General features: G+C 56.6%; 13 protein-coding genes and 1 pseudogene. 2 read left to right on the forward strand and 12 right to left on the reverse strand.

The features are described from left to right. Positions 1-61: 61 nt before the first annotated feature. Together QRQ56_RS38595 and QRQ56_RS38600 are read right to left on the reverse strand one after the other, a co-directional pair. A pseudogene (locus QRQ56_RS38595) lies at positions 62-325 on the reverse strand (transposase); the annotation flags it as partial. A gap of 3,234 nt (positions 326-3,559) precedes the next feature. Beyond that, the gene (locus QRQ56_RS38600) at positions 3,560-3,697 is read right to left on the reverse strand and encodes an aminotransferase class III-fold pyridoxal phosphate-dependent enzyme (protein ID WP_438747018.1); all 138 of its coding nucleotides are present in this window, start codon (positions 3,695-3,697) and stop codon (positions 3,560-3,562) included. 284 nt (positions 3,698-3,981) lie between these two features. Between QRQ56_RS38600 and QRQ56_RS38605 the strand changes: the two genes are divergently transcribed. After that, a complete protein-coding gene (locus QRQ56_RS38605) occupies positions 3,982-5,424 on the forward strand; it encodes an aldehyde dehydrogenase family protein (RefSeq protein ID WP_438747005.1) in 1,443 nt (480 codons plus the stop codon). Between the two features lie 563 nt (positions 5,425-5,987). Here the strand turns inward: QRQ56_RS38605 and QRQ56_RS38610 are convergent. The 6 genes from QRQ56_RS38610 to QRQ56_RS38635 form a co-directional block, all read right to left on the reverse strand. Then, a complete protein-coding gene (locus QRQ56_RS38610; RefSeq protein ID WP_438747006.1) occupies positions 5,988-7,337 on the reverse strand; it encodes an NAD(P)/FAD-dependent oxidoreductase in 1,350 nt (449 codons plus the stop codon). Further along, positions 7,334-8,224: a dihydrodipicolinate synthase family protein gene (locus QRQ56_RS38615; protein ID WP_438747007.1), complete on the reverse strand. Its 891-nt coding sequence runs from the start codon at positions 8,222-8,224 to the stop codon at positions 7,334-7,336. The genes QRQ56_RS38610 and QRQ56_RS38615 overlap by 4 nt, the downstream gene beginning before the upstream one ends. A gap of 174 nt (positions 8,225-8,398) precedes the next feature. Continuing rightward, positions 8,399-9,466, reverse strand: a complete 1,068-nt coding sequence (locus QRQ56_RS38620; protein WP_438747008.1) for an ABC transporter ATP-binding protein — start codon at positions 9,464-9,466, stop codon at positions 8,399-8,401. Between the two features lie 34 nt (positions 9,467-9,500). After that, positions 9,501-10,319 carry an ABC transporter permease gene (locus tag QRQ56_RS38625; RefSeq protein WP_438747009.1) on the reverse strand — a complete coding sequence of 273 codons (819 nt, stop codon included), beginning with the start codon at positions 10,317-10,319 and terminating at the stop codon, positions 9,501-9,503. Continuing rightward, complete coding sequence (locus tag QRQ56_RS38630) at positions 10,312-11,157, reverse strand: ABC transporter permease (protein WP_438747010.1); 846 nt, start codon at positions 11,155-11,157, stop codon at positions 10,312-10,314. The genes QRQ56_RS38625 and QRQ56_RS38630 overlap by 8 nt, the downstream gene beginning before the upstream one ends. Before the next feature lie 25 nt (positions 11,158-11,182). Continuing rightward, positions 11,183-12,238, reverse strand: a complete 1,056-nt coding sequence (locus tag QRQ56_RS38635; protein WP_438747011.1) for an ABC transporter substrate-binding protein — start codon at positions 12,236-12,238, stop codon at positions 11,183-11,185. Between the two features lie 201 nt (positions 12,239-12,439). On the opposite strand from QRQ56_RS38635, the gene QRQ56_RS38640 reads away from it, so the two are divergent. Further along, positions 12,440-13,414, forward strand: coding sequence for a GlxA family transcriptional regulator (locus tag QRQ56_RS38640; RefSeq protein ID WP_438747012.1), 975 nt, complete (start codon positions 12,440-12,442; stop codon positions 13,412-13,414). Positions 13,415-13,728: 314 nt separating this feature from the next. On the opposite strand, the gene QRQ56_RS38645 is transcribed toward QRQ56_RS38640, so the two are convergent. The 4 genes from QRQ56_RS38645 to QRQ56_RS38660 form a co-directional block, all read right to left on the reverse strand. Beyond that, on the reverse strand, positions 13,729-14,472 hold the full coding sequence (locus QRQ56_RS38645) for a Crp/Fnr family transcriptional regulator (RefSeq protein WP_438747014.1): 744 nt from the start codon (positions 14,470-14,472) through the stop codon (positions 13,729-13,731). Positions 14,473-14,494: 22 nt separating this feature from the next. Continuing rightward, a complete protein-coding gene (locus QRQ56_RS38650; protein WP_438747015.1) occupies positions 14,495-14,656 on the reverse strand; it encodes a hypothetical protein in 162 nt (53 codons plus the stop codon). Between the two features lie 464 nt (positions 14,657-15,120). After that, a complete protein-coding gene (locus QRQ56_RS38655; RefSeq protein ID WP_438747016.1) occupies positions 15,121-16,608 on the reverse strand; it encodes an FAD-dependent oxidoreductase in 1,488 nt (495 codons plus the stop codon). A gap of 1,316 nt (positions 16,609-17,924) precedes the next feature. Continuing rightward, positions 17,925-18,551 carry a glutathione S-transferase family protein gene (locus tag QRQ56_RS38660; RefSeq protein WP_438747017.1) on the reverse strand — a complete coding sequence of 209 codons (627 nt, stop codon included), beginning with the start codon at positions 18,549-18,551 and terminating at the stop codon, positions 17,925-17,927. Positions 18,552-18,666 lie beyond the last annotated feature (115 nt).

The raw sequence follows: 18,666 nt of genomic DNA on the forward strand, positions 1-18,666 counted from the left end.
GATACATTTGTGCAGACTGCATCGTCCTCATTAAACGACCTTGCACGGGCGGGGCGGGTCATACATTCTTTCCCACGAGATCCTTCAGCGCCGCATTGTCCAACATGGCGTCTGCCAGAAGCCGCTTCAGCTTCGTGTTCTCGTCTTCCAGCGACCGCAGTCGCTTGGCCTCCGAGACGTCCATCCCGCCGAACCTGGCCTTCCATTTGTAGATGCTGGCATCGCTGACACCATGCTTCCGGCAGAGATCGGCGACCGGAACCCCCGCTTCGTGCTCCTTCAAAATCCCGATGATCTGTTCTTCCGTAAACCGCTTGCGCTTCATGCTCTGGTCCTCGGCTTGGGCCAGAACGAACTTCAAACTGGATTAAGCTCAAGGGGCAAGGTCAACGGCCACTACGTCAGGAGAATGGGCGATTTGAGAAACAGTAGAAGGCTCATTGGAAATCTCGGGTAACAAACCTCCTCCGAAATCCGAAGGCGGCAAACTGTCCTTAGTGCCACATTGTCCGAGCTCTGTTCAACGCCTTTCGGCCGATCTGCCTCAGGGCCATCGAATGTCGTCCCCCCCCCATTGCTCGCCGCTTTGAGGATTATCGAGGCCACATGCGTTCTGGCACCGACCTCTTGACGCGAAATGTGCTTGCATACCTCATCGAGGACCGCTCGCAACAACGCCGTGGCTTCAGGATTCTGAATAGGGATCTATCAAACGCGCCACAAATGAATACTAGAAGTCCTGCGTACGAAAATTCAACTGAGTTAGCGCGACGAAATGTTTTAATGTTTTCGGCGATGCGCCTGTTGGTCCCGCTCTGCGCTTTTCGTCTCGATCGCGCTCGAGCTGAACTGATGCTCTCTCCGCTTCTTGCCGACGCCCGCCTGCACCTTCGCTTGCCTGCTGCTGGCGTACACGCGGTTTCGCCCTCGCGGCGCCTCACGCCGCTCCTGTTCTCCTTCACGGCCCCGGCGAAACCGGCCTGCCTCTCTGCTTGATGATGGAGGTTGCACTGCGCACCCCAGCTACTCTCCCTTTCTGGAGGGCAGAATGACATCAAAGATCATCGCGCAAACGATGGGCCGGCTCTCCTTGGGAATTCGGTCAATAAGCACTTGAATGCGCCGGACGGCGAGCGCCGCAAGCGCGCTTGAAACTTGCCGGATCGCAGCCTGCCTCCCAGCGTGAACAAATAGCGTCAATATCCGCTGCGTCTCGGCTCAGGAAGTAGCGGGTACCTCGATGCGTGCCTTCAACTCCGTCGGCAGGTTGGTACGGCTTGCCCTGACCTAGTTTCTATGCTGCGGCAGCAAACCAATCGAGGACCGAAAGCCGACAAGTGCAAGGCACGGAGGAAGTTCAGCAGCTGTGGTAGCAAGAAAAATGAGAGCAACGCACGTGATCCCGGCGGCGGCGTACAAATCACGGCGGAAGGAAGGGACATCTATCGATGGCATTTCGTTGATATCGACATGGATCGCTCCACATACGATGCGGCCATCGATTGCAAGGACCCGAACAACCTGGCACCTGCATCGTCTTAAGGTTTACTCGGCCGCGGAACGATCCTGCCTCGTTTGCGTCAAGCTCGGCTTCTGGCTTTTGGCGGGCTTTCAGCTTGAAGCTTTCTACCGCTTCGGCCATCTCGCCCATCTCATCTTTTCGCCCCAGTACGGGCAACACAACATTGAACCGGCCTCACCGAGCTCGCGCATGGCGGCGGTCATCGAAGCAACTGTTTTGGCCATATGCCGGTCCAAGAGAATACCCATGGTCGCGCAACCATCAATTTGGCACGTATAACGTCAGGGCCTCACATGCTAAGATCGTGAAGACTTAGTCTTGTTCGCTTGAGCCGAGTGGCATTCGCCAGCTAAAGGGAGCGCTCAGCAATAATAACAGAAGCGCCCGGTTCGCTTCATACCTGGCCGCGGATCGGCGCCTCTGTGAACCCGTCATCACCAACGAGCCTTCGGTCGTGCTGATTGACCAAACCCAGCTTCGTTCACGCCGTCTGAGAAACGTCTCATAGATTGGAAACTGATCTGACATAGCACCCGCTATATGGATCGCACCCCTGCGCGGTAGGCGCAACCTCTCTCGCACTCCTCGACCACTCTGCCTGTCGTGCGCCGGTCGATCACGCGCGTCACATGACGCGATACAGGGCGATCGAACCAAAGCTCCGTTCATCTCGGAGTCCGCCCCCGCTTACGAAGGATCCTCTTGCGTTGCGGCGAGATCAAACGAGGCAAACGGCATCCAGGCCAGAACTGGCCAGCACCAAAAGAGGGTGACAATCGCGCTCTGGGTCACGCTTGACCAAACCTGGGCATGTGACGGGTGAGCCGAAGCACGCTTGTTCGTTCTATATGCGCTGAAGTCGATGAATGTCGCCGAGTTCCTTGTCAATTGATGCTCCCCGCCACTCTTAGAGGCTCATTTCATGGCCCGCTTCCGGACCGCTCCTTCACATCCTGCCTTCCGGCATGCATCGTCCGGAATAGGGTGTGGCGCTTCCTAAGCGGTTCTCAACCAACTGATCCATTTGTGATCGGCTTCCCGTCGCACCTTGAAGCGACTGACGCATTTCTTGGAGCACAGGGCTGTTCGCCAGCAGTAGTAACGGATCAGCCCGAACTTTCCGCCACACATGGCGCAGCACCCTGATGAAGCGTGCTGAGCAGTACGGATTCTGTTGCGCATCGTCGTCGCTCCGCATCTCTCATTTCCAGCATTCCTGTTAGCCGCGCTACCGCACCCGGATAGAATCGGGGCGTGAGTGATGCCCAACCTCGCGGCGCCTACACACGCCGGGCTCAAGGTTTTGACTCCGATGCGCGCCCCATTTCACAAACGCACGGTCAATCCGTGCGCTTCGCGCGCAACTTTAGAACGAAGATCGATTAGCTCTCGGCGGCCATCGAGCTTGAATCGAAACTTAACTGGAGCATGCAACGATCTTTGACGCCATACGTCGTTAACATGACCATTTGCGACATTTTATTGTGACACGAAACAGCCGCATCACTAGCCCGATAAGCTCAGTTCGCCCGCGGCTTTCGCGCCTTCTTCGTGCGTTCGAGCAGGCGAGCGAGCCGCGAGCCAGAGCAAGAGCAGCGCAACTGACGGAACGTGTCAGCCGCTTCGATAATGCTATTGCGTTCAAGTCTGCTGCTGTCATGCAATACGGCGGCATTGCATAGACTTACTGCCGAGTGGTCGTAGCAGAAGATTTCCGGTTTAAAAGAATGCTTTGAAGCCTAGGGCCGATGCTGGGGAGATAGCTCTGATCATTCGTCTTAAGTTCTAGTGCTTTGATAGTTCCGTTCGACGAACATTTTCGAATCGCGGGTCTGCCTGAACGCCACAATTGCCCGCTCCTGCATACTCGCGAGCGCCGTCAAGCGCTGCCGCGATTCCTGCTTCTGGCAGAGATCCAGGCATTTGAAGTGGCGCAGGCTATTGGATTTGCAGTATATGAACTCGCATGAAAGAACGTACGTGTGCGGTCTTTTGAATAGTGCGCATCGAAACTTTTCGTCCGGCAGAGCGTCGCCGTCAGTGGGAGCGCTCCTCCCGGGAGGCTATGTCAGGTGTGACGTGGTCGCAGGCAAATAGCGTTCCGGTGCGTCGGCACGCTGTCACGACCTCGTCCGCAATAAACAGGACCTCCAAAGCCGCGCATATCCGCCGCACGGCGACTTGGTGGCCGCAATCCTGAGACGCTTTCTGCCTCCGTTGCAGGCGCCGACTGACATAAGAGACTTTGGAAGGCAAGTGGCCACGATGGCTCAAACCTACATGAATGCGTCCTATTGATGCAATTGGCTCCAATTGGAGGATGCTAGGAGCTTCAAGATGTCGACTACATCGTGCTGCTTCCGCAAAGCGCGCTCGGGAAGGCTCGAGAAACGAATGGGCCAGTCTTGCGTGGGGTGGGACGCAGATAATAACAGCAAACAAAGTGGCATTTGATAGCTATGGATAGCGCTCTTTACATTGACAAGAAATGGATCGCAGCGGACGATCGCAGCTCTCTCCCGCTCATCGATCCTAGCTCTGGCAACGAAATTGGTCGCGTGCCTATCGCGACGGAGGGCGACCTCGACAATGCGTTAAGGTCGGCCGCGAAAGGCTTTGAGGAGTGGCGCCGCTTTGCTCCGATGAAGCGGGCCGAAGCGTTAGCCCGCAGTGCAACCCTTCTCCGCGAGCGGCGTGAAGAAGTTGCACGGACCATCACGATTGAGCAGGGCAAGGTCCTCGCGGAAGCGTTGGGCGAAGTCGACACGAGTGCCGCGATCCTGGATTGGTTCGCCGGCGAAGCCCTGCGATTGTGCGGTCGTGTTGTGCCCTCATCGCAAGAGGGCCTCGAGCTCCGCGTCTCCTTGGAGCCGATCGGCCCGGTCGCTATCTTCACACCGTGGAATTTCCCGCTGGTCGAGCCCGTTGCACATGCCGCGGCCGCACTGGCCGCCGGTTGCTCAACGATCATCAAAGTGGCAGAGGAAACGCCGCGCACAGGTATCGCTTTGATCGAGGTCCTCCTTGAGGGCGGCGTACACCCAAATGCGATCAATTTGCTCACCGGAGATCCGGCTCACATCTCGGCACATCTGATTGCGTCATCAGTCATTCGGAAGGTCGCGTTAACGGGGTCGACTGAAGTCGGCCGAAAGCTAGCTTCGCTCTGCGGGCACCACCTGAAACCGAGCACGATGGAACTCGGCGGAAACGCCCCCGTTATAGTGACGAACAACGTCGATGTGACGGAAGTAGCCAAAATGCTTGCGATGAGGAAGAATCGGAATGCTGGCCAAGTCTGCACAGCTCCTAATCGGTTTTTCATCCAGCGCGGCATTTTTGACGATTTCGTCCACGCTTATTCGCAACATATGCAATCCTTCCTCATTGGCAGCGGTCTCGACCACCAAGTAAGCACGGGGCCATTGGCACACAATCGTCGGCTCGGTGCGATGTTGGACTATGTCAATGACGCTCGCACGAAGGGTGCCGGGATTGAGATCGTCGGTCAGGCGGCGCCGAATAAAGGATACTACTTCGCTCATACCCTGGCGTTGGAAGCCCCTTCGAGTGCTCGTGTCGCGACTGATGAGATATTCGGGCCGATTTCCGCATTCTGGAAGTTCGACGACATTCCGGAGGTGATCGGGCGCGCGAACGCAAGCTCGGCCGGTCTGGCCGGGTATGTCTTTGACGGCGATGGCGACCGCGCCAGCTTCATTGCCGAGCAACTGGAAGTCGGAACAGTGGCCGTCAATCAGGGTATCGTCATGTTCGTTGAAGCGCCCTTTGGGGGCGTTAAGGACAGCGGTTTCGGCCGAATTCTCGGCCGCGAAGGAGCCTCTTCCTACACGTCGGCAAAGCTAATTTCGTCTCTCAGGACCAGAAACTACGGCGCGTAAGTTCGCCGGCGCAGAACGTGCAAATTTTCGCTCGTATAGCGACATCGGGTTGTCTGTGGCTTCGCTGGCAAGATCAGAGGTGTCCCTTCCCGGAACGGTGGCAGATTTGCAATTTAATGATTTAGGTTTGCGATCCGCTTTTGGCATTTATTGCGAGTCTTCGAGGTTGTGCTAGCCTCGCGGTGACCGTTTCGGCAAATCGGCAGAATGGGTCAAACCGTGCTGAGCGAACGGCGCAACCGAACCAAGTAGGCGGCGCGTTTCGCACTGGAACACCTGGAACAGCGTTTTCGGGCAGCGCACGGCGGCGGGAACTCCCGAACAGAGATCTCGACATCGACGTGATTTCGTCAGCGGGGAAATCGACAAGGTTGCCCGGGAGTGGCGTGCCGCGGCTTTCAAAGCTGGCGAGTGCTGATTCATTCGGCAAGGATTGGCCCGGAGAATCATACGTGGCTATGCACGAAAAACCTTCGGCCTAAGAGCGCCGAAGCTGACGCGCTTCCCGTCTCGCCAAGCTGTCTCCCGAAACTCGCAAGGAACGTAAGCGAGCGCCGAGGCATTCACCTTGCCTCTTCTCCTGCACACCATTCCTTCCAAGCCAAGGTCAACTTGCCGCCGACAGTCGCAAATGGCTCGGGAGGACACTTTTTCGGAGCATCGAGATCGGCGAAGATCCGAGTCAACTCCGAACTCGTGTGGGTCGTCATTTCCGCTGCGACGATGCCGTTCGCTGTGGAGTTCGTTGCCCCTACGCCGTTACACCCGACGGCTGCCCATACGCCGCGCTCGACCTCCGCCACCGCTGGAACGCTGTTCCAAGTCAGCGCCATCGCGCCAGCCCAAACGAATTCCATCCCAACCCCTTCTAGGCTGGGGAGGCGCAAGGCCAAAGTTCTGTCGTGGCCGCGGCCAGCGCGGCGCACACTCCCCTCACTCACTGAAATGCTAGGGTTATAACTATAGTGCGAACGGATAAGGACCCGATCGCCCGATTTCCCCTTGATGCGACGGATCGTAGTCCCTGTATGCAGCGAGGGCGTTGCCCCCCATGCCCGCTGGCCACCCAACCGGGTTGGGTCGAACTCCCGCGTGAGCGACGCATAGGTGAAGACATGCATCAGTTTCCTTTGCAGGAAACCGAAGCTTTGCGCGTGGCCATTGTTCGCAAGGATGATGCGTTCGGTCGAGACTGAACCCGCAGGTGTTTTCACCACCCAGCCTTGCCCGGCTCTCTCTAATACGACAGCGGGTGAACGCTCGTAAATTCGGACGGGCTCTCGCAGGCTGTCAGCAAAGGCACGAATATAGGCTGCTGGCTGAATCATCACCGTGCCTGGCATGAACAGCGCGGAAGTGAACGCAGGGCTGCCTGTGAGTTCTGCGGTCTCGGCACCACTAAGAAGACGGTGCGCTTCACCAAGATTATCCAACTGCCCGGCATATTCGACAAGATGGCGATCACTCTCTCGTCCCGCGGCAAGGCTGTACCGTCCGCAAGCATCAAGGATTTCCGGTCCCCATCCGTTTTCTTCGGCCACGCTTTTTGCAAGAGCAATCGCGGACCGCTTCTTATAGATGTCTCGCTTTGCCGGTCCTTGCGGGTCACTTTCGTGCCCTTTCGACGACAATTCCCGCGGCAGGTCGAGCATGAAACCGGAATTGCGGCCCGCAGCCCCGTCCGCGACACTTGCAGCCTCCAGAATGACGATCCGCAGCCGCGGGTCGATCTGCGAAAGCCGTCGCGCGGCGGCAAGCCCCGCGAATCCTGCGCCTACAATCACGATATCGGCGCGGGTGGCGCCCGTGAGCGGGGGATGCTCCGACCTTTCGGCCAAAATTGCGACCCAGCCGGAAACGCCCGTATCGTGAGGAAGGCGCGAGGCCGTGAAGGACGTCTTCCGCAAGATCATGCATTCCTCGCTTCAGCCGCGATAAGATCACTCAAATTGTCGCGGATCGTGGCGAGACGATCTGCCGGCAGGGGACGCAGCGGCTTGCGCGGAGTGCCGGCGCCATAGCCGGTCAGTTCTGCGGCCGCATAGACAGATTGGACATAGTTGCCCGAGCACAACAATCTCATCACCGGGGCAAGCGGTGCCCAAAGCTTGCGTGCTTCCTCCCAGCGGCCGGAGCGCGCTGCCTCGGCCACTGCGACGCAGGTTCTCGGCGAATAGTTAGCGCCGCCCAATATCAAGGCGCTGCATCCAGCATAAAGCGAGTAGGGAATGAGCAAATCGGACCCATTCATGACTGGAAGGCCAGTCTCGATCAGCGCAGTTTGCCGCCGCAGGTCGCCCCAGCTGTCCTTCACCGAGACGAATCCCGGGATCTCGGCCAGCTGCCGGAACAAAGAGGGGGTGATCTCTATGCCAATCGAGGAGACGTTATAACCGATGACCGGCAGGCCAACGCGCGCGACCGCAGCGTAAAACTCTACGATGCCCTGACTGTCGTTCGGCCCCTCAAAGAAGGGGGGCAGCACCATCACTCCATCAGCGCCTGCGTCCGCTGCGCCTTTCGTTCGCTCGACCACGTCCTCAACCATCAATGCCGAGGTTTGCGCGATGACTTTAGCTCGGCCGTTGATCGCCTTCACACCGCGCACAATCAGCTGATGCGATTCTTCGGGTGTCAGGTAGACATGCATTCCGGTGCCCGAACTCAGTACGAAACCTCGGACCCCAACAGAGATATACTGATCGATGTTTTGCTCGAGCCGATCAAAATCGATGCGACCGTCCGAGTGAAACGGGGTCGCAATGGCAAGGTTTACGCCAGAAAACTGAAAGGTGGTCATGGGATTCCTCTGCTTTGGGCTTGGTCGGTCATGGGTTTTCGATTTGCCTGTTTTGATCAAGGTGTGGCCGCGTTGTTCGCTTGCCTCGATCGGACGCAGAATAAGCTTGTGCTGTCGACCTTCTGGCCCTTACTCGATACTGCACGACTGAACTAACGGCCCATGCTCGCTTCTCTACGCCTTCAGCAGGACCATGTCGCTTTCCGCCCAGGTAAACGCCAGCGGATCACCCGGTTTTGCATCGGCGGCGCCTCGCTCAGAAATGCGCTTTGCATGAAAGAGGCTGCCATTGGCCGTGCGCAAGGTAAGCCGAGTCATTCCCCCGAAGAAGGACTTGAACTCCACCGTTCCACGCACGACGTTAGGTTCGTCGGCTTGCGCCTCCGGTTTGACCGGCCTCAATTTTTCAGGCCGGATCAGAATCTTGAATGGCCCGCCACCTACCGGTGGCGCTGGAAGGCGGATCAGGAGCCCATCGACCGTCCTAAGAAGTCTCTCAGTTTCCGTCGGAGTCGCCTCAAGGATATTCGATTCCCCGAGGAACTCGGCGGCGAATTGATGCGTCGGGGCGTAGTACAATTCTTGCGGTGGCCCTATTTGGACAACCGATCCCTGATTCATCAGACAAACTGTATCAGAGAGATTCAACGCTTCTTCCTGATCATGCGTTACATAAATGATGGTCGTTCCCAACTCCTTGTGCAGGCGCTTAATCTCTTCCTGCATCTGATCGCGCATGTTTTTGTCAAGCGCACCAAGCGGCTCGTCCATGAGGATGATCTTCGGGGAATAGACAATGCACCGGGCGATCCCGACGCGTTGTTGCTGTCCTCCCGAAAGCTGCCGAGGCTTGCGAGATTCAAACCCTTTGAGACCGACCCGTTCGATCACATCGTAAACCTTTGCCTTAATCTCTTTGGAGGGTAGCCGGCGGATGACCAGGGGATACGCAATGTTGTCGAATACGGTCATGTGAGGCATGAGCGCATAGTTCTGAAAAACCATCCCGATATTGCGATCTCTTGCGGATACGTTCGTAACGTCTCTGCCGCCTAACATGATGCGACCCGTTGTCGGGGTTGCCGAACCGGCTGTCAGATTGAGTATCGTGGTTTTTCCTGAACCGCTTGGACCGAGCAGCGTCAGGAATTCACCCTCGCGAATCTCAAAGCTTGTTGGCTTCAGCGCGATGAAATCGCCGTATTTCTTGCAAACACTGTCAAGGGCGATCATCGTACCCATTGTATAGTTCCTGTCGAAATCTTTACGGGACGGTTTAACGAATCACGTCGACTGCACTCGTCGAGCGCTGAAGGAAGGCTGCCGGCAAGCAGACGAGAAGAGATAGCAGCGTCAGCAACGTCGAGACTGCCGCAATAACCGGCGAAATTTCCCATTGGATGCTACTGAACATCTTGACCGGCAAAGTCACGGTATTGGGTCCGACCAAGAACCATGCCAGAACTACTTCGTCGAACGAGATCAGAAAGGCGAACAACCAGCCTGCGAGTATCGAGGGCAGGAGTTGAGGCAGCACAACGGTAAGAAACATCTTCCAGCGTGTGGCTCCCATCAACGTCGCAGCAAATTCGAGATTAGGATCGAGCTTCACCACCCCAGCTCCGATCACGATCATGACGAACGGTGTCGCGTAGATCACGTGCCCCGCCAGAAGCGCGGTGTTTGTGCCGTTAATCCCGAGTATCGAGAAGTAGAGGTAGAGCCCAAGCGCGAGGATGATTGACGGTATAATCAGAGGACTGAGGATCAATCCTCCGACGAAGCGCTTCAAAGGGAAGTCGAATCGACTTAGGCCATACGCGGCAGGGGCTGCGAGAACGGTTGAAATCGCGCTTGAAAAAACAGCGATCTTAAGACTCTGCAACAATGGTCCTGTCCAATTCGCATCATTGAAAAAGGCTCGGTAGAGCTCAAGCGATAGCTCCCGAGGAGGGAAGCGCATGCTGTCAATAGTCCCAAAAGAAATGATCATCACGATCGCGCTCGGCGCCAGAAGAAAGGCGTATATGAAAGAGGCTGAGATGGAGCCGAGGCGCCGATAACTTTTGTTCAGTTCATCCTTCTGATCAGTCATTGTTCGCCCCCCGCATCGCACTACGCTGGCGGATCCAAAGGCTTGGTATCGTCAATAGGAACACCATGAGCAGCAAAAGGACGCCGATAGCCGCGGCTGCATTCCAATCGAGGACGTCTCGTGTGTAGAAGTCGACAAGGTTGGCCAGCATTGCGTCTTTACCGCTGCCCAATAGAGACGGGATAATGAACATCCCGAGCGACATCACAACCACACTGAATCCTCCCGCGATAATGCCCGGAAGACTGAGAGGCAGGGTAATTGTCCAGAAGATGCGTGGAGGCCCTGCACCCATGACCTCGGCCGCCCTGTAGAGAGCAGGGTCTATCGCAAGTAGACTTGCAAGAACTGGGAACACCGCAAACGGAATGAATTGATTGATCATACCGACGATGACGCCGAAGCTATTCAGGATCATTGGCAGAGCGATCGTATGACCGAAGATCCAGGATAGGAACGAGTTGAGGATTCCCGCGCGCCCAAGGATAACGGTGAACGCAAAGCTCTTGACCAAAACACTGGTCCACATGGGCAAGAGCACCAGAATTATGTAAATCGCGCGTCGACCAGGCGTTTGTCGCGCCAGATGAAGAGCAATCACGCACCCCAAGATTAGACTGGCAAGCGTTCCCATCAAGCTGATCTTGATAGTCGTAGCCACGGATTGCAGAAACAATGCGCTGCCAAATAGTTTTTCATACGCAGCGAAGGTAAAGCGCGGTCCCCCTAAGCTGATGTAGATGATATACAGCAAAGGGAGGGCTGCAATCGCCACGGACGCCACGACCATTGGCCCGATGAAAGCCACGGCGGCTTTAGAATTGTTCTGCTCTAGCATTTGCTTCGTGCAACTCCGCTTTATATTAGAGCATTACCCACTCCTTGAAACGCCGGTCGATCGCCTCCAGATTCTCGCCCCACCAGGCGCCGTTGATCGGAGTGTTCGAAGGAGAGTCCACGGGATGGATCCATTTGCGTGCTTCGGGCGAGAGCATATCGAATCCCTTCTTGCTGACAGGAGCAAGGACGAGCTTCTCCATGGTCGCGGCCTGGATTTCGGGGCGGACTGCCCAAGAGAGGAATTTAAACGCATTTTCCTTGTTTGGAGCCCCCTTCAAAACTGTGAGGTACTCTTCTTGGCTCAATGTCTGATCGAAGGAACATGCCATGGGATCGCCAGCAGCTTTCACGCGGCTAGGATAGCTGTAGGTGAAATCCGCCTCACCGGTCTGAACGAGCGAGATCGTCTCTGGCGTGGCCGTAACCCATTTCACGACGCTCGGCCGGATTGTTTCAAGCTTCTTGAAGGCACGATCGATATCCAATGGATAAAGCTTGGCTGGAGGCACGCCGTCCGCAAGCAGCGCCATCTCAAGCGTCTCGGACGCGCGATTGCGCAGCGTTCGTCTTCCAGGGAATTTCGCGATCTCGAAGTACTCGGTGAAGTTTTTCGGGTGCTTGCCATCAGGTGCGCGCTTTGAGTCCCAAGCTACGACACCCATTGCATTGTAAAGCGGCACCGCATCAGGACGTACCGGAATGGTGAGATCGGCGGCGTCGAAAAGCGCGGGATCCAGTTGCTCCCATAGACCATGATTTGAGCCGAAGAATGCCTGCCAATTGATTGCGTCGAACACATCCCACTGAACGTTGCCAGTTTGCACCTGCGCTTTGATCTTGGCCAGGTCTGGTGTGTCAATAATCTTGACGTTGATTCCCGTTTCGGCAGTAAACGGTTTAATTATTCCCTCCTCCAGGGCAGCGCGATAAGTACCGCCCCAAGTAACGAACACCAACTCCTTCGACGCCGCTCTGGCCTGCCGAAGGACGAACGGCGCCGCGAGCGAAGCTGTCGCCACGGTTGCCAGGAATTTTCGTCGGGAAGTACGCGTTAAATTACGGATGCGGTGCTCGTTCATACAAGTCTCCCTGTTCCTCGGTTACTTTGCTAGCGGAAACCGCATCAGCTGACGGACGCGTTAGGCTCGCTTGGCGTCCGATCAGCTTTGCCTTCGAACGTTCCGCGCATTCGCGGGTGCGTGACCTCGTTAGGATGGGCCTGCATGCCGATTGCCGTAGCACCGTTCCATTGAAGTGACTTGCAGTATTGAGACACGTTCATGTATGTTCGAGCCATGCTAGAAAGCGCTGGTTCTACTGAAACCTATGGTTTCATTTTACTTCCAGGCTTCTCGCTGATGTCATTCGCGTCAGCAACAGAGCCCTTGAGAGCCGCAAACCTTATCGCGGGTAGACAGCTTTACCGGACAGTCTTGCTGTCGCCGGATGGTGGGCGTGTCATGTCGTCAGGCGGCTTGTCAGTTGAGTGTGGTCGATATGACGATGGCACGTCGCTACATACCGTTTTTGTCTGCGCAGGCGGCAAGCCTTCCGACTGGCCAATCGCCCTGACCACCCCTTTACTACGCCGATGCGCAAGGCTCGGCGTCAAGGTCGGTGGCATTAGCGGCGGCCCATACCTGCTGGCGGCAGCAGGCTTGCTCGATGAGCGCGACTTCACCATTCATTGGGAACATGCGCCCGCCTTGATGGAAGCTTTTCCTCATCTAAAACCACGGCAAACGCGTTTCGTCATGGACGGAAACCGCATAACCTGCGGCGGCGGCGTCGCTCCGCTTGACATGATGCATGCACTGCTTGCCAGCAGGATGGGTTCTGGATTCGCTCGGCGCGTCAGCGACTGGTACCTGCACAGAGAGATCGGTGCGCCAGCAGATCCGCAGACCGCCTCGGTTGCCGACCGTTACGGCGTCACGCACCCGGCCCTGCTGCGCGGCCTCGCGCGAATGGAGGCAACCATTGAGCGCCCGTTGAGCCGCTCGGCTATTGCACGTCACGTGGGTGTTAGCCCCCGACATCTGGATCGATTGTTCCATGAGACTGGCACAAGCTTTGTGGAAACTTATCATCGGCTGCGTCTGGCGCGTGCCCGGGTGCTCCTCCAGCAAAGCTCGCTGTCTATCTTCGAGGTCGCCCTTGCGGTGGGCTTCTCAAGTGCGGGACATTTCTCCCGCACCTTTAAGCGTCACTTCGGCAGATCGCCCGGCGACTTGCGCAGCAGGACTTGCGCCTGAGCTAAGGATTGAGCGGTTCACGCCTGCGAGCTTGCTTGCGGATGGATTAGAATTGCTCTCCGCTCGCGGAAGATCGGCCATGGGCACTACCACTGCGCAACTTAAGAGCAGCTTTACCGGAACCAGCCGACCTCGTTGACCGCAAGTTCGGCCAGTTGCTATAGCGCGACAATCTGGATGGTACGCACTTCCATCTTGATTGCCGCGCCCCAAGCGAGGCCTTCCCCGCGCGAATACGTTTGCCGAATGTCGGCAACCCTTCGCGTTTGCGGATCAATCAATCAATCAAGGCACGACGTCGCGGGACTGTGCGCCTAGCCAGTCGGCTCTCTAGTCGCAGTCACCGGCCGAGCGGAGGCATAAGCGCCTGAAATAAGTTTGTAACAACAGCACGCCTTCTGCTCGAGGCACTCGCGGTGCGTCACTTGCAACACCCCGCGGGCCTTGCGGATCAACCCTTGCTCCTCGAATCGGATTAACGTCTCCGTTACCCCAGCTCGGCGCAACCCCAACACGGACGAAATATAGTCATGCGTCACTGGAAGTGCGTGAAGGTCAGCAGCATCGCTCGCCAGGCAGAGCCACGACGCCAATCTTTTTTCTCGGTCGTGTCGAACACCGCACAATCCTGTCTGAGCGCTATGCAAACTAAGCGCCTGATCATACCGAAAAATATGTTCTCGGATTTCGGAGCGCTCGCCTATGATGCGGCCCAAATCCTCGCTACGAATCCTGTGTGCTCTTCCAGGGAAGAGGACAACAGACTGATGGGTCGAAAGATATCCTCCCAACAAAGCCCCTACCACACCACGGTTGCCTATGAGAGCCGTCTCAAGGACGCTTCCCTCCGCGACAATCCTTAGCGAGACGAGTCCGGACTCCATGAAATAGACGTAATCAAGATTCCTTCTCGGCTCTTGCAGAACCATACGCTCTCTAAGGGCGATCGGCTCGAGAAAACTCCCTATCGCCGCAAGGTCTTGTAGAGAAAGACTCGCCAGAATCGCATTCTTCAAAACCCGCGTGCCAGGGCGAACGATATCTGAGCGATCAGCCATGCGCTGTTTCCCTAGCACCTAGTCAGCTGACAAACACCAACGCTTCGACCTCCGCCTCGCGGTCGGTAATCATGTTCTGACACGCGTCCGGGCCCCACTCCTCAAAGACATACCGCTTGGCCTCGTAGATCCTCGGCAATTTGAGCAAATGTCCGGAATACCAACCCGACTTCTTGGCGCTCACGTTCCTCTCCTGGAGCATGCCTGCGGGAGCCCCACTGCAGATGTCGAAGAAGTGAGCATCATGATGCTGCTTATAAGGGAGAAGATGGAAGAATATCGCAGTAGTGGATTCGACGCAGTGTGCCAGCGTCTGAACTTTCTTCCGCTGCAGATTAAACGGCGCGGCTTTGCTGGCTTGATCAACAGCGACGTCGAATTGCCTGGAAGCGACGTACTGTACGAAACGATCACTTATATCAAAACGACTTATCCCGATCGCTCATCCTCTCGGTGTGAAGTTATAGCGTGGCCAATCTCCGGACCGCGTCTGTATCGCGGTTAAATCTCCTGCATCGACCGACGGAAAACGGGCCGTGGATGTTGCTAGAGAAAGTCGGACGGAGATTTGTGATTCCTTACGACTGCTTCCAAAAGGCACCAGGAACTAGTTGGGCGCGATCGCGCAGTAAGCCCTGGTCTGGGATTTCAGTTGGGGTGCTTGCCGCTATGACCGAATTCTCTACGCAACAAGGCATGATACTCGTCCATCAATTTGCCGGCGGCCATTCCATTCCGCTGATCGGCCAAGGCCTTTGCCACGCTTTCAGCCGATCCTAATCCAAGATCCGGGTCCCAGCCATGCCCTGTGCGTCTGAACAACACGTCGGCCACACTAACCGGGTATTGCGTTGCGATGATTTGCGAAAGATCCGCCTCGTGCGATATCTCACTTCGTCTCGTGGGAGGCCGGTGTCGGCTGATCTTCGCCACCCCGAGCTTTGCTTCGACAAGCCTAGCGGCGATCGCAACGGTATCGTCATAGCTGTTGATCGTGCCCCATGACACGCCAATCATCGGAGACGAGGGATTTGGCGAAAGGTCGTGGAACGCCCGGCGCCACACCCCTAGAGGATTTCCCTCCTCGAATGTCGCTGGTCGAAGCCCGGCCCAACGGAAGCGAACGTCGTCAGCTGTTAGCGAGATGCCGGGAATGACAGCATTGGCCTGCTGTAACAGGAGATCCACATCGGAAGTGTCAACAACGAGCTCATCGGGGCTGCCTGAATAAGCCGTCTCAGTAGGTCCGAGGATATGGAGACCGCGCCAGGGCACGCACATGAACACATGCCCCAGCGAATTCGGACAAATGATCCCCATGCCAGCGAATTCCCTTGGCAGCTGAACCATAATATGGCAGCCCTTGTTTGGTGTCACGGTTTTTGCGTTCTGTATCCCAACTGCATCGCTCGTTTGATCGGACCATACTCCAGTCATGTTAAGCAGCAGCCGCGCGGACACTTTCGCCGTCTGTTCGGGCGCCAAGGAATCAGCGAGCTCGAGCTCCCAGCCGCGCATGCTCTGCCGACCCTTTCGTAAGTTCGTGTAGTTTCTGACAATCGCACCGGATTCTTCAGCGCTGAGCGCTAGATCGACACATATTCGCTCCGGCCAGTCATAGACGTAATCCGTGAAGGACACGACTCCTCGCACCTGTAGACGAATGTGCTTGAGCAGAGGAAGGGATCCGAGTTCGTTTGCCGAGTAGCGACGATAGTTCAGATTCCCTCTAAAGCCACTGAGAACGGCGAGGGTCGCAAAGGCCAGATCGAATTGCCAGCCTGGGACAATATCTTCTGCAAAGATCGGTATAAGGAAGGTATGGCCACGCACTCGGGACGGTGTCTGCGTCCGCATGGCTCTACGAAACCTTAGCACCTTTCGGGCCGCATCCAACGTTCGTACTTTTTCAAAGAAGCCGTGCGCGGATTTCGCATAGGCGAGCCATCTCAACCCACAATGAAGGAAGCGACTCGAACGGCTGGAACTACCGCTTCCGAAATCAGCCTTATCTACAAGGAGTACGCTAAAGCCGCGTTCCGCGAGCTCTACGGCGCAGCTCGTGCCGTTGATGCCAGCTCCGATGATGGCCACGTCGTAGGAGGTGCCCTCGAGTGCGGAAATCTTGCTTCTCATCCAGTACTCATCTGTTTCGGATCTGCATAGCATAGCGCTCTACTTGGCCTGCAGCCTCGTCGCGATGACGTTCAAGCGGAAACGAAGTAGCGGCCGAGCGGCTCGAAACGGTCTTGCCGATAATGGCGCCTTTCAGTACCGCGACGCCCACAACCAGCCCTCGCCGTCCGCCATTTGCTCGTGAGGTGGTCGACAACGATCCTGTGCTGCTCACGTGCAAGTTCGGGAACACATTGTCGTCGGCCGCGTGGGACCAACGGCACAGCCAGGCGGCAAAACCGCTTTGTTTGGCCCACGAACACCGAGCGCATGAATGCACCTGTTCTACGGCAGCCAGAGCTGCCAATTGATTATCGTAATAATCCTAGGCAACATTAACGTGGTCAAGCGGTGTAAAAGCACCGCGCCTAACTATCGGTCGCGTTGTTCGGAAGAATTGCGATGCAGAACCTAACGCCCTTCGTTGGAATTCGTTTGCATGAATAGGACGTCTTTGTACATGATTAAGCCATGCTCGAAACTCGGGTTGACGCCGTCGACCGGGTCGGAGGAAACACACCCAGCGTCACCCCTTGCAGCGCACTCTCCAGCTCGGTGAACTCCGGCAGCAGCACTTTGTCAACGAAGCCCCGTGACGCACGGATCATCACCGTGTTGCGTCGCTGGCGGTAATAACGAAACGGCCGCAGCCCGCAGCGACGACAGAGTCGCCAAAAATAGGTGCCGGGACCATTGGTCGGGAAGTGAGAATTGCTGTTCGATCGGTGGATCGTGGCCAGCGAGTTCCTCGACCCGGGCACGCACCTGCCGCAGCGCGGCTTCCGCCGCAAGGCGCTCACCAGCAATTCTGGCGCCCGTCGATCTTCCGAAGCTTCTCTCGCAGCTGCGACTCGCTGGTCATTCTGATGCACCGTTGCTCGCTCTAACCTGCGATCCCCATCAGTGTGCAACGGCAACGTCAATCACCCCGAGAGCGCCATCCAGAGCAATCCGCGCGAGTCAAGACCGGGCACGGTGATCCTCCCCCGACGCTCACCCACGTTAGCTTGGCGAGCAGGCATGTCTCGGGATCGCACTCGTCGGCTGAGTCCGCGCGCATACTCGCTTTGTCGACGCCAGGGCCGACTCATGCTTGAGCCACATGCGGATCAACATGAACATCTGCACGGGGCTCAGAGCACGACGCGCAAGCAGCGTGCCGCACTTCTGCGCGGCTTAGGCTCTCCAATGGCGAGACGAAGCGCGGAATGGCCGCCCGATTGAGGTGAACGCGGCATCAAGGCTTAGCGCCGCTTCATTTTGGAGACCTGCTGCCATTAGCCGAGGGTGGTACTTACGTCATAAGCGTACGAGATTTTTCCCTCGGCGATTCTGACGCCATTCAAGGCCCGCATTCGATCAATCCAGCCGATCATCGCTTGGAATCCGCGCTCCTCCAAGCCTCGCCTATCGTACTGTCCAACGATCGTGTACAACTGAAAGTCTGCGATAGATAGTTCCTCTGCCAAGTACCTCGATTCAGCTAGCGACGCATTTAACCGGCCTAATTCAAGAGCCAGCGACTGCCTTGCTTTTAGCAAGGTCGCGGCGTTGAACTGATCGGCATTACGCAGCACCCGAAAAATCGTCGTGTGGTTCGAAATAACGTCCGTAGCGATATTCAGTAGTTGGCATATTGTTTTCGATCGTTCGGGTTCTTTCCCAGGTAGGAGTCGATTGTATTTCTCTGCGATGTAGATGAGGATGGCTGTCGATTGGGTGATTATGACGTCATTGTCGAGCAGAACCGGTACTCGTCCAGCGGGATTGACATTGATTAACTCTCGCGGCTTGTCGACAATCCCGATGTCGCAATTGGCAAACTCGTACTGAACCCCTAATTCTTCTAAAATCATGCATGGAGGCAGCGCCCGCGTCGTACCGCTGGTGAATAACTTGATCATGGAAGTCCTGCCTCGGGGATGTCCCGATCGGTGTTGAACTACGTCGGGCCGACGTTGCCGGGATGAATGTTACGCGGCCCTCGAGACGTGGGCAACGGGCTTGATCGTCATGCGA

This window comes from Bradyrhizobium sp. U531 (assembly GCF_051710265.1).
Classification (GTDB): Bacteria; Pseudomonadota; Alphaproteobacteria; order Rhizobiales; family Xanthobacteraceae; genus Bradyrhizobium.

Coding starts and splice junctions, on each gene's coding strand:
- QRQ56_RS38605 (WP_438747005.1), top strand. CDS start 3,982: ATGGATAGCGCTCTTTACATTGACAAGAAATGGATCGCAGCGGACGAT.
- QRQ56_RS38610 (WP_438747006.1), bottom strand. CDS start 7,337: ATGATCTTGCGGAAGACGTCCTTCACGGCCTCGCGCCTTCCTCACGAT.
- QRQ56_RS38615 (WP_438747007.1), bottom strand. CDS start 8,224: ATGACCACCTTTCAGTTTTCTGGCGTAAACCTTGCCATTGCGACCCCG.
- QRQ56_RS38620 (WP_438747008.1), bottom strand. CDS start 9,466: ATGGGTACGATGATCGCCCTTGACAGTGTTTGCAAGAAATACGGCGAT.
- QRQ56_RS38625 (WP_438747009.1), bottom strand. CDS start 10,319: ATGACTGATCAGAAGGATGAACTGAACAAAAGTTATCGGCGCCTCGGC.
- QRQ56_RS38630 (WP_438747010.1), bottom strand. CDS start 11,157: ATGCTAGAGCAGAACAATTCTAAAGCCGCCGTGGCTTTCATCGGGCCA.
- QRQ56_RS38635 (WP_438747011.1), bottom strand. CDS start 12,238: ATGAACGAGCACCGCATCCGTAATTTAACGCGTACTTCCCGACGAAAA.
- QRQ56_RS38640 (WP_438747012.1), top strand. CDS start 12,440: ATGTATGTTCGAGCCATGCTAGAAAGCGCTGGTTCTACTGAAACCTAT.
- QRQ56_RS38645 (WP_438747014.1), bottom strand. CDS start 14,472: ATGGCTGATCGCTCAGATATCGTTCGCCCTGGCACGCGGGTTTTGAAG.
- QRQ56_RS38655 (WP_438747016.1), bottom strand. CDS start 16,608: ATGAGAAGCAAGATTTCCGCACTCGAGGGCACCTCCTACGACGTGGCC.
- QRQ56_RS38660 (WP_438747017.1), bottom strand. CDS start 18,551: ATGATCAAGTTATTCACCAGCGGTACGACGCGGGCGCTGCCTCCATGC.